6 protein-coding genes are annotated in these 11712 nt (G+C 61.4%); 3 read left to right on the top strand and 3 right to left on the bottom strand.

Features of this window, described 5'->3' with window-relative positions; genetic code table 11:
• Positions 1-169 precede the first annotated feature (169 nt).
• Together NE852_RS29120 and NE852_RS29115 are read right to left on the bottom strand one after the other, a co-directional pair.
• A complete protein-coding gene (locus tag NE852_RS29120) occupies positions 170-1678 on the bottom strand; it encodes an O-antigen translocase (protein WP_008532374.1) in 1509 nt (502 codons plus the stop codon).
• A 109-nt stretch (positions 1679-1787) separates the two neighbouring features.
• On the bottom strand, positions 1788-3113 hold the full coding sequence (locus NE852_RS29115; RefSeq protein WP_205621974.1) for a polysaccharide biosynthesis/export family protein: 1326 nt from the start codon (positions 3111-3113) through the stop codon (positions 1788-1790).
• Between the two features lie 558 nt (positions 3114-3671).
• Here NE852_RS29115 and NE852_RS32810 point away from each other — a divergent pair.
• The 3 genes from NE852_RS32810 to NE852_RS29105 all read left to right on the top strand — a co-directional run bounded on the left by NE852_RS32810 (position 3672) and on the right by NE852_RS29105 (position 11301).
• Positions 3672-4793 carry a hypothetical protein gene (locus NE852_RS32810; protein ID WP_374992019.1) on the top strand — a complete coding sequence of 374 codons (1122 nt, stop codon included), beginning with the start codon at positions 3672-3674 and terminating at the stop codon, positions 4791-4793.
• Positions 4711-10014 (top strand): DUF4082 domain-containing protein, encoded by a 5304-nt coding sequence (locus NE852_RS29110; protein ID WP_374992022.1) that lies wholly within the window; start codon positions 4711-4713, stop codon positions 10012-10014. The genes NE852_RS32810 and NE852_RS29110 overlap by 83 nt, the downstream gene beginning before the upstream one ends.
• 102 nt (positions 10015-10116) lie before the next feature.
• Positions 10117-11301, top strand: coding sequence for a GTP-binding protein (locus NE852_RS29105; protein ID WP_037173938.1), 1185 nt, complete (start codon positions 10117-10119; stop codon positions 11299-11301).
• 24 nt (positions 11302-11325) lie between these two features.
• On the opposite strand, the gene NE852_RS29100 is transcribed toward NE852_RS29105, so the two are convergent.
• Positions 11326-11676, bottom strand: a complete 351-nt coding sequence (locus NE852_RS29100) for a hypothetical protein (protein ID WP_008532391.1) — start codon at positions 11674-11676, stop codon at positions 11326-11328.
• Positions 11677-11712: the final 36 nt, after the last annotated feature.

The raw sequence follows: 11712 nt of genomic DNA, 5'->3' as shown, positions 1-11712 counted from the left end.
GGCCTTGTGTCGAGCATCTGGCCACGGCGATTGCTTGACAGGAAAACGTTTACTTTCAGACATTTAATTGGATCGTGACAGATCCTTGGCACAAGGCCGAGGATGACGTCGCGGGTTTTGCGCTGGTTTGTCAGCAGTCTGAGCGCGCATCACCCGATACGCGCTTTTCCTATGCGGATTTCGCGATCCATCCTCTGACGATTGCGGGCACCGACTCCGGTGGAAGCAGTTCGACCAGCATGCGCAGCGAGTAAAGCCCGGTCACAACAACGGCGACGCAGCCGATCACCATCGCCGTCCATGCCGGCAAGAAGAAAAAGGCAGAGACGACCAATCCCGATGCTGGCAGGAAGAGAAGCGCGTGCCTGCGATTGGCGGGTGACCAGCGAAAGCCGGTGAGCCGATGCACGATGACGTAGATCAGAATACTATGCCAAACGTAGAGGCCGAAGAAGGCCATGCCGGCCCCCGGCGTGCCGAACTTCGATACGAAGAGCCAGGCCAGCCCGACGTGCACCAGCGTTGCTGCGACCTCCGTCCAGAAGAAGATCGTCTGAGCACCCTTCGCCAGGACGATGAAACCCATCGGCCAGGCGACGATCCTGAGCATCATTCCAAGGCAGATCCAGCGCAGAAGATCGACAGCCCCATGAAACTGCGCCGAATAGAACAAACTCATCACGAGCGGCGCCAGGGTCAACGTGGCGATTAGACCGGGGCCAGCCAGCAATATACTGATTTCCGCCTGCTCATTGACCAGCCGGTTGCACTCGGCATGATTGTTCGCGATTGCGGTCAAGCGCGGATAGAAGTCCGTTCCCATCGCCTGGAGGATGAAACCGGCGTAGAGGCCGCCAAGCGCCCAGGCCGCCTGATACAATCCCGCCGCAACCACGCCCCCTTCGTTCAGCACGATGATGCGGATGGCATAGGCTGCGCCGAAGGTCAGAAGTCCGCTTGCCATGAAAGCGACGCCGAGCCTGAACAGGGCTTTCGCTTCCCCGCCGAACTGGCGCGCCGACATCGGCGGCGGCTGCGTGGATATTTGCTTGCTGTACCACCAGGTGGGAAGGACCGAAACGGCCGCGATCGCCACGAGAGAGGGGGCGATCGCCTTTTCGCCGAACAGATAGATCAGCGGGATACTGACGATCGTGGCGAAGAGCCCCGACAGCACGTTGATGCGGGCAAGATTTGCAATGCCTCGCAAGCCCTGGATCAATGCAGCCTGGCCGACAGACACGAGCCGAAAGAAGACGGCCAAGGAGAGCAGCACAATGGCGCCCGCGTGCTGGTAGTCGCCGAAGGTGAATTTCGAGACCGGAAACGCCAGCGCCGCAAGCAAAAGCCCACCAAGCAGCCCGAGCACCACCGAGATGCGTCTGAGCGCCGTCGCCGACCGCGCGATCCTCTCTTCGTCGCCAGCACCCGCCGCCTCAGCGACCCGGCGCACACCGCTGCTGCTTACGCCCAGACCAGCGATCGCTTGCGCGATATCGAGGATTGCCCCGTAAAGGCCGAGAAGCCCGACGCCCTCAGGGCCGAGCAGAAGGGCGAGCGCCTTGTTGCGAACGATGCTAAGCGCGACATTGACCAGCGAGGAACCGCCCATCAGCATCGTCGATTTGAGGATTTGGGTATAAGTCTGACCGCTGGGCGGGATCATACGCAGGTTCATCACTCGACCCTAGCTGCCAGGTTAGATTCTTTGAGGCATGCGGCCTGAGCGCCTTGATGGCGCTCGAACCTCCGCTCCAACTTTGTTGAGAACACGTGCACGTCGCGGGTCACTGGCCGGCTCGATCTGCAAGCGTTTGGCTCTCGAAAGATGGGTTTGAGTCGGCCTGACGCGAATTATCCAAAATGTGCGGCTGAACGACTCTCACCACATCGCCCGGTGCCAGCGCCGTCGTTTCCGAGGCCTGGAACTGATTGATTTGTCCGGCGTTCCGACGGGTCACGCTAAAGGTAAGCGGGAGTTCCTCGACGAGGTTCCTGACGCCGTCATTGCTTCCAAGGTCCGCGATGAGCAGCTTCTGCAGTGTTTCGCGCTTCAGCTTGAATTGATCGAGACTTGCCCGTTCGGATTGAGCTTCGGTCGCCACTTCGCTCCGGCGTGCGTCGTAAAGTCCTTCGAGGCTCCGCGTCGTCTCGCTGATCGCCTGGCGGCCCCGCATGATGGCGGTGACAAGGTCGAGCTTGTCGGAGCGGTAAGTCGTGAGCAGCCGTTCCAGATCCATCTGCCTCGACGAGATCGTCAGGCCTTTCTGGACCAGGGACTTGACGCTGACAAGTTGGTCCTCGACCGATTTGATATTGTCGTCTGCGCCCGTCAGTTTCTCTTCCAACGTCGCCATTTCCTTGATCAAAAGATCGCGTAATTCCGTGAACGCCCTGGACTGCCTCTCCAGCGCATTGGCGCGAGCCCGAAAGATGACCCTTTCCTCGTTGTATATGCCGGCAGCAAATTGCTGATCGTCGCCGGTCGCCTGATCGAAGGTAATCTCGTCGGCTTCATCCATCTCCGCCTGGAGCCGCGCCAGCCTTGCGGTGCTGCGCAGGATCGAGTGATCGATTTCGCGTAATTCCCCGACGATCTGGATCGAATGCGTTTGCTGTTCATCTTTGGCGCGACGCGGCCCGCCGCTCATTGCGAGCGATTGCAGGACGGTCAGTCCGGGGCGGAAACTGTACTGCCCAGGCGTGGTTACGTCTCCCACGACGTAGATCGGCGGGTATTCGAGAATTTCGATGGTGACCGCCGGCGCCTGGACCAGGCCGATTTTTTCCTGCAGGCGCTTGGCTATCTCGTCTGTAAGGTCGGTGTTTGTCCGATTGCCGATGGAAAGGGTTCCGAGAAACGGCAGAAAGACCGTGCCGTCATCCGAGACGGTGTATTCGCCGCCGAGCGCATCCCATCGTTCATATTGGCCCCTGGATTGCATCCATTGGACGATCGTCAGGCGGATTTTCGTTTGTGGGGCCAAGGTTTGTGAAACCGGCGGCGCGCTGTCGGCGAGAGCCGGCGGCGCAGCTCCGGCAAGAAAGACAAGTGCTCCGATGACAGCTGTTGCACGAAAGAAGAGGTGGAGCGTGCGGTGCGATGAATTCATGTACATATCTCGCCTGCAAAACATCCTTAAACGGATGCCGGTCCAATGCCTTGACGCTGTTCGACGGCCGGACGACAGGCCCGAAACCGCATCGTTAGTTTGCAGCCTGGCGAAGCCTTGAGGAAGGTGAAGGCCGTTTGCTTTGCCTCATCACTATTGATGAGGTGGGGGCGAGTGCTTCACCCCATGTCGACCAGATGCATATATCCCTGCGCGGCAAAGAGGCATTATCTTTGAAAATCAAAGCTTATGCACGCAGAAATAGGCGCGCTCGCCGCGAAGGGCGGCGAAGGGGTACGGCGCTGGACCGGCCCGTGGCCGATCGGAGATGCCGCGATCCCAACGGCCTTTGCCGTCGCCCGAACCGTCAATACACGGCTTCGTGACTTCAGCTGTCTCGCCCATTTCTTGGCCCTGCGGCGCGGCCGTTCCAAAGGATGCCGCCGATAGAGCAAAAGGCGTAGGATATACTCGCCTGTTTTTCGACTATACTTCAGAGCTTCGTATGAAGCGATCCTGATAGATGATCCTGATAATCTTGCGAGAGGTACCCCCGCTATGTATCGCAACGCTCGCCGCTGGACTTCGCGCTCACTCCTGGTGGATGCATTGGTTCCCCGATGGTTCACTGTCGGCGGAGGCGAAAAAGGAAAGCCGCGCAAGCCTGCCGACAGGCACGGGGATAGCGCTCAACTTGCGGCATCGGTGCAAACTGCGACTGGAAACAATCAGGGCGCCCTTGTCGACGATCCCCATAAGGACGCGGCGCTCAGCGAGCGTGACGTTGGACAGAAAGAGGGCGTGAACGGCGACGCGGACGGTCGGGCCGACGATAGGCTCGTAGTGCCGCCCTTGCCTGACGCTTTCACAATCAATCGCGAAATAGGAGAGCGCAGCGGTGATCTGGCCGCGTCCGCATCATCCGCTCATACGCCAAGTTTTGTGCATTTCGCGCCGGACGCGGACAGAGTTGTGTTCGGGGCAGCTCCATCCCTTCCGCGCGCCTATACTGGAACGAGCTTCATAGGCGACGATCCTCTGGCTCCGTATTTGCCGCAGAACCCTGCGCCGACAGGTTCGGGGCAAGATTCTGCGACCATAGGGGGCGAGCGTTCTCACTCGGGCAAGGTCGTCATTCTCGAATCGACGCCATCGGCGCAGTCGAGTGCGCATCATGTCGGGCCGAACGCGCTGGCGGTTGGCATGCCCTTTGGGGTGTGCGGATGCGGCTACTATACCTCCCCCACGCGGATTCTCGATTGGGCTCATGGCAGCGGCCTGCTTCAGCAGGACGGTCAGTTGCCGGGGACCAAATTTACCGACGGGCCGGACTATGTGTCGACGATCAAGAAGGCCATCGGCGCCTCGGTCAGCGATCCGCTTCTCGATCGTGACGTATCCTCGTTCGCGGGCTGGCGCGGAACCGCAGACTGGATAAACTCGGCCATCTCCAACGGATCATTGCCCGGCGGCGGAGAGTTGGGTACGGGAACCGGCACCAAGGGTAGAGCTATTCTTTCCGGCTCGGTGACGACGCCACCCTCAACCTTCTGCGCAGCGGTCGTTGGCAACGCAAGATCTGGCCGCCGCCGCGGCGGTGGCGAGCAACGCGATCGTGCTGGAAAACCAGAAGCAGGGCAATCCGGAGAGCGAGTGGGGCATCGACACTGCCAGCACTAACATCGAAGGGTTTGCGACCGACATCAGCGTCGACAACGGCGGCACGATCAACTTCAAGATCAATACCAATTCCACCAACTATCGGATCGATATCTATCGGCTCGGCTATTATGGCGGCATGGGCGCCCGCAAGGTCACGACCATACAGCATACCGGATTGCAGACGCAGCCCAATCCGCTGCGCAATGCCACGACCGGCACGGTGGACGCCGGCAACTGGGCCGTCTCGGCGTCCTGGGCCGTACCTAGCGATGCCGTCTCAGGCGTCTATATCGCCAAGCTCGTGCGTCAGGACGGCACCTTCGGCGAAAATCAGATCCCGTTCATCGTGCGCGACGACGCCAGCCACAGCGACGTCGTCTTCCAGACCTCTGACGAGACCTGGCAAGCTTACAACGGCTGGGGTGGCGCAAACTTCTACGGCGGCAACGGCCCGGCGACGGGGCAGGGGGCAGGCCGCGCCTATGCGCTCAGCTATAACAGGCCGATTGCGACCCGCGACGGGGTCGGTACCTATGCCGGCCCGCAGGACTATTTGTTCGGCGCCGAATATGCAGGCATCTACTGGCTGGAACAGAACGGTTACGACGTCTCCTATATGTCGGGCATCGACGTCGATCGCTATGGCAGCCTGTTGCTCAATCACAAGACTTACATCGATGCCGGGCACGACGAATACTGGTCGGGACAGCAGAGGACCAATGTCGAAGCCGCACGCGATGCGGGCGTCAATCTGATGTTCTGGAGCGGTAACGAGGTCTATTGGCGTACCCGTTGGGGCAATGCCTACAGCGCCGACGGAACACCTTACCGCACCCTGATCTCCTACAAGGAGACATGGGGTCCTCCGGGTGTCAGCCTCGATCCTTCCAACGAATGGACGGGGACCTTCCGCGATCCGCGTCTCAGCCCGCCTGCCATCGGCGGCGGCAATCCCGAGAACTCGCTGACCGGCCAATTGTTCAAGGTCGACGACGTCGGCGGCAATCTTGGCGCCATCAAGGTTGCCTATGATGATGCCAACCTGCGCTTCTGGCGCAATACGAGCGTCGCAAATCTTCAGCCCGGCCAGACGGCAACGCTCACCAAGAATTATCTTGGTTACGAGTGGGATGAAGCGCCTGACAATGGCTTCGATCCGGCCGGGCTCGTCAAGCTGTCATCGACGACGCTGCCTGTCACCACCTATTTGCTCGACTACGGCAACACGACCGGCAGTGCGAACGCGACCCACAATCTGACCCTCTATCGCGCCCCCAGCGGTGCGCTGGTGTTCGGCGCCGGTACGGTCTATTGGACATGGGGCCTGAGCGATAATCACGATAACGAGGCGACTCCCACCGATCCTCGGGTGCAGCAGGCAATGGTCAATCTGCTTGCCGATATGGGCATTCAGCCGGGCACGCTGCAATCCGGGCTTACCGCCGCGACTGCCTCGTCGGACCATACTGCGCCGACCTCCACCATCACGGTACCCGGCACGGTGGCAGCTGGTTCCACCGTGACGATTTCGGGCACCGCTGCCGACACGGGCGGCGGGGTCATCGCCAGCGTCGAGGTGTCGACCGACAATGGCGCGAGCTGGCATCCGGCGACGGGCGACGAGAACTGGACCTATACGTGGCAGCCGGCGATTGCAGGGACCTATACGATCCGGTCGCGGGCGGTGGACGATAGCATCAATCTCGAGACACCCTCGGCGGGGCGCACTGTCACCGTCACCGGGCCGACTTATACGTCTCTCTTCGGTGCGGCGACGCCCGCAGTCGTCAACACCAACGATGCTGCAGCCGTCGAGCTCGGGGTCAAATTCCAGTCCTCCGTGGCGGGCACGGTCAGCGGTATCCGGTTTTACAAGAGTAGCCTGGATACGGGCACACATACCGGGTCGCTCTGGTCAAGCACGGGTACGCGGCTTGCGACCCTCACCTTCACCAACGAGACTGCCAGCGGCTGGCAGACCGCGACTTTCACGAGCCCGGTGACGCTGACAGCCGGGCAGACCTATACGGCATCTTATCATACGAATGTCGGCAACTATTCGACGACCGCCAACTACTTCACCGCCAATGTGACGAGTGGTCCGCTGACGGCGCCGGCAAGCGGCAACGGTGTCTATAGGTATGGCAACAGCGCGTTCCCGACGACCAGCTTCGACCAGACGAACTACTGGGTCGATGTGATGTTCAATCCCTCGAATGCGAACAACACGGCGCCGACGGCGGTTGCCGATGCGGGGGATGCGACCGAAAAGGGCGGTGTCGCCAATGGTTCGGGCGGCGTGGTTGCGAGCGGCAACGTGCTGACCAACGATACCGATCCGGATGCTGGCGACACCAAGACGGTGAGTGCCGTCAGCTTCGGCGCGACATCGGGCACGCTCGGCTCGGCACTGAACGGCACCTATGGCAGTCTCGTTCTCAATGCATCGGGTACCTATACCTATACGATCAACGAGACCAATTCCGCCGTGCAGGCGTTGCGCCTGTCGACCAACACGCTGAATGAAGTCTTCAGCTACACGATGCGCGATACCGCCGGCGCCACCTCCACGACAAATCTGACCATCACCATCCATGGCGCCAATGACGCACCGGTGCTCGCCGTCCAGACGGCGACGCAGAATGCCGCCGTCGGCTCCGCCTTCTCCTACACGCTGCCGACGACGACCTTCACCGATGTCGACAGCGGTGAAACGCTGGCTTACGCGGCAACGTCTTCCGACGGCAGCGCGCTACCCGCCTGGCTGACCTTCAACGCCTCGACGCGCACCTTCTCCGGCACGCCGACGTCAGGGGGGACCTATGGTGTCAAGGTCACGGCAACCGACCTAGGCGGCCTTGCCGCCAACGAGACCTTCAACATTGCCGTGTCGGTTCCCGGCAACACGACGCCGACGGCGGTTGCCGATGCGGGGGATGCGACCGAGAAGGGCGGCGTCGCCAATGGTTCGGGCGGCGTGGTTGCGAGCGGCAACGTGCTGACCAACGACACCGATCCCGATGCTGGCGACACCAAGACGGTGAGCGCCGTCAGCTTCGGCGCGACCTCAGGCACGCTTGGCTCGGCCCTGAACGGCACTTATGGCAGCCTCGTTCTCAATGCATCGGGCACCTATACTTATACGATCAACGAGGCCAATTCCGCCGTGCAGGCGTTGCGCCTGTCGACCAACACGCTGAATGAAGTCTTCAGCTACACGATGCGCGATACCGCCGGCGCCACCTCCACGGCAAATCTGACCATCACCATCCATGGCGCCAATGACGCACCGGTGCTCGCCGTACAAACGGCGACGCAGAATGCCACCCTCGGCTCCGCCTTCTCCTTCGTCGTGCCGACGACAACCTTCACCGATGTCGACAGCGGCGAGACGCTGACCTATTCGGCAACGGCCTCCGACGGCACCGCATTGCCCGCTTGGCTCTCCTTCAACGCCTCGACGCGCACCTTCTCGGGCACGCCGACGACGGCAGGCAACTACGGCGTCAAGGTCACGGCAACCGATCTCGGCGGCCTCTCCGCCAACGAGACTTTCACTATCGCCGCTGCGGCGGGGCCATCGACCTACAGCCTGTTCTCCGCCTCCAGCACGCCGGCCCAGACGAACCTCAACGACGGCCAGCAACTCGAACTCGGCGTCAAATTCACCTCGAGCATCGGCGGAACCATTACCGGCATCAGGTTCTACCGCAGCGCCAACGACAACGGCCAGAACGTCGTCGACCTGTGGAGCTCCACCGGCACCAAACTCGCCACCGCCACCTTCACCAACACCACGGCGAGCGGCTGGCAGACGGCGAACTTCACGACGCCCTACACCATTGCCGCCAACACGACCTATGTCGCCTCGTATCACACGACAGGCGCCTATGTGGCGACCGCCAATTTCTTTACCGCCGCCGTCACCAGCGGGCCGCTGACGGCAACAGCCACCGGCAACGGCGTTTACCGCTATGGCGGCTCCGCCACCGCCGGCATTTTCCCGAATTCCACTTTTGGCGCCACCAATTACTGGGCCGACGTGGTCTTCAACCCCACGAATACGAACAACACGGCGCCGACGGCGGTTGCCGATGCGGGGGATGCGACCGAAAAGGGTGGTGTCGCCAATGGTTCGGGTGGTGTGGTTGCGAGCGGCAACGTGCTGACCAACGACACCGATCCCGATGCTGGCGACACCAAGACGGTGAGCGCCGTCAGCTTCGGCGCGACCTCAGGCACGCTTGGCTCGGCCCTGAACGGCACTTATGGCAGCCTCGTTCTCAATGCATCGGGCACCTATACTTATACGATCAACGAGGCCAATTCCGCCGTGCAGGCGTTGCGCCTGTCGACCAACACGCTGAATGAAGTCTTCAGCTACACGATGCGCGATACCGCCGGCGCCACCTCCACGACAAATCTCACCATCACCATCCATGGCGCCAATGACGCACCGGTGCTCGCCGTCCAAACGGCGACGCAGAATGCCACCCTTGGCTCCGCCTTCTCGTACACGCTGCCGACGACAACCTTCACCGATGTCGACAGCGGTGAAACGCTGACCTACGCGGCAACGGCTGCCGACGGCACGGCGCTTCCTGCCTGGCTGACCTTCAACGCCTCGACGCGCACCTTCTCCGGCACGCCGACGACAGCAGGCAACTATGGTGTCAAGGTCACGGCAACCGATATCGGCGGTCTCTCGGCCAACGAGACTTTCACTATCGCTGCCGGGACGGCGCCAGCGACCTACAGCCTGTTTTCTGCCTCCAGCACGCCGACCCAGACGAACCTCAACGACGGCCAGCAACTCGAACTCGGCGTCAAGTTCACCTCGAGCGCCGCCGGCGACATTACCGGCATCAGGTTCTACCGCAGCGCCAACGACAACGGCCAGAACGTCGTCGACCTGTGGAGCTCCACCGGCACCAAACTCGCCACCGCCACCTTCACCAACACCACGGCAAGCGGCTGGCAGACGGCGAACTTCACGACGCCCTACACCATTGCCGCCAACACGACCTATGTCGCCTCGTATCACACGACAGGCGGCTATGTGGCGACCGACGCCTTCTTCACCGCCGCCGTCACCAGCGGTCCGCTGACGGCGCCGGCCAGCGGCAACGGCCTCTATGCCTATGGGGGCTCTGCCACCGCAGGTCTCTTCCCGACCAGCACTTTCAATTCAGCGAATTACTATGCCGACGTGGTCTTCCGGCCGCAGCTTGCCGCGTGAAGGATCGGGGGAGGTCGGGAACGGGATTTGAATGAGGTTCATACGACGCAAATGCCCGCCGCGGCGACGATCGCAGCGAATGTCCATATCCGGGAGATATCGATGAACGGGATCGCCCGGCTACCCGTGACAGTGCTCACCGGCTTTCTCGGCGCCGGCAAGACGACGCTTCTCAGCCACGTTCTGATGAATCGTGAGGGCTTGCGCGTCGCCGTCATCGTCAACGATATGAGCGAAGTGAACATAGACGCCAGTCTCATCCGGGACGGCGGCTGCAACCTGTCGCATACGACGGAGACATTGGTCGAGCTCAGCAACGGCTGCATATGCTGCACCCTGCGCGACGACCTGCTGGCGGAAGTACGGCGACTGGCCGAAGAAGGGCGATACGACTATCTGCTGATAGAGGGGACCGGTATTGCCGAGCCATGCCCGATCGCCGCCACCTTTTCATTCTGCGACGAGAAAGGTGTTTCGCTCTCCGATTTCGCGAAGCTCGACACGATGGTGACCGTCGTCGACGCCGCAAGCCTGTTGGCGGACTACAGCAGCGCCGATCTGCTTGCCGACCGCGGCCTGCAGCGGGACAGCGAAGACCGGCGGACACTCATAGACCTGTTGGTGGACCAGATCGAGTTTGCCGATGTCGTCGTGATCAACAAGATCTCGGACGCCAGCGAGGAGATGCGCGCGGAAGTCCGCATGGTCGTGGCGGCCCTCAACCCGGATGCCCGCCAGGTGGAGACGGACTTCGGCGAAGTTTCTCTTGCAGCCATCCTGAATACGGGCCTCTTCGATGAAGCAAAAGCCGCCGCCCACCCGTTGTGGCACAAAGAACTGTACAGCCCGGGCGACCATGTCCCGGAGACGGAAGAATACGGGGTATCGAGCTTTGTCTATCGCACGAGGCGTCCCTTCGACCCGAAGCGGTTTCGTGCATTTCTGGACGAACCCTGGCCGGGGGTGATGCGTGCCAAGGGCCACTTCTGGCTTGCCACCCGCCCGCGTCATGTGGGCCTGATCTCGGCTGCCGGAGTGCAACGGCGCTGCGAGCCCATGGGGCTCTGGTGGGCAGCCGTGCCCCGGCAAGACTGGCCGCCCCATCAGCAGTTTCGTCAGCATCTCGAGAGCCGGTGGGACAGTGCCTGGGGCGACCGTCGGCAGGAATTGGTTTTTATCGGTGTCGATATGGACGAGAAAGGTGTGCGGACGGCACTGGACGGATGCCTCGCCAGCACCGATCCGCGCGACTGGACCACTCTCGAAGATCCGTTTCCGGCCTGGTAGCTCGGGCGGTGGACCTTCGCGTCATCACGGCTTGGTTGGGCAGCTCTTTGCCACGCGAGATATTTGGTCTCGCGCGTCCGTAAGTTCAAAGCCGGTGCTGTAATCTATCTCACCGGCCTTGATGGCGAACATGGTGGCGAAATCAGTGCCGGATGTGAGGGCGGCAAGCAGCTTCGGATGCTTTGAGAGAGTAATCGTTCGCCGATCGGGGCTGTTCCCGTCGAGGCGGATCGTCTCTTTGTACTTCCCAATCTCGAAGCGAGCCGTTCGCAGGCCCATGTCACCAACAGTGGCATCGCCAATCTCGAAGATGAGACCGTTCTTGGCGTCGCACCGGACCATGTAACAAGCCTCGATGTCGCTCGCATCAATCATTGAGCATGTTCCGACCGCTCCGGCATGCGAACCGGT

The sequence above is a fragment of the Rhizobium sp. Pop5 genome (genome assembly GCF_024721175.1).
Classification (GTDB): Bacteria; Pseudomonadota; Alphaproteobacteria; order Rhizobiales; family Rhizobiaceae; genus Rhizobium.
This window is presented reverse-complemented; position numbering and strand designations above follow the sequence as displayed.

Coding starts and splice junctions, on each gene's coding strand:
- NE852_RS29120 (WP_008532374.1), bottom strand. CDS start 1,678: ATGAACCTGCGTATGATCCCGCCCAGCGGTCAGACTTATACCCAAATC.
- NE852_RS29115 (WP_205621974.1), bottom strand. CDS start 3,113: ATGAATTCATCGCACCGCACGCTCCACCTCTTCTTTCGTGCAACAGCT.
- NE852_RS32810 (WP_374992019.1), top strand. CDS start 3,672: ATGTATCGCAACGCTCGCCGCTGGACTTCGCGCTCACTCCTGGTGGAT.
- NE852_RS29105 (WP_037173938.1), top strand. CDS start 10,117: ATGAACGGGATCGCCCGGCTACCCGTGACAGTGCTCACCGGCTTTCTC.
- NE852_RS29100 (WP_008532391.1), bottom strand. CDS start 11,676: ATGATTGATGCGAGCGACATCGAGGCTTGTTACATGGTCCGGTGCGAC.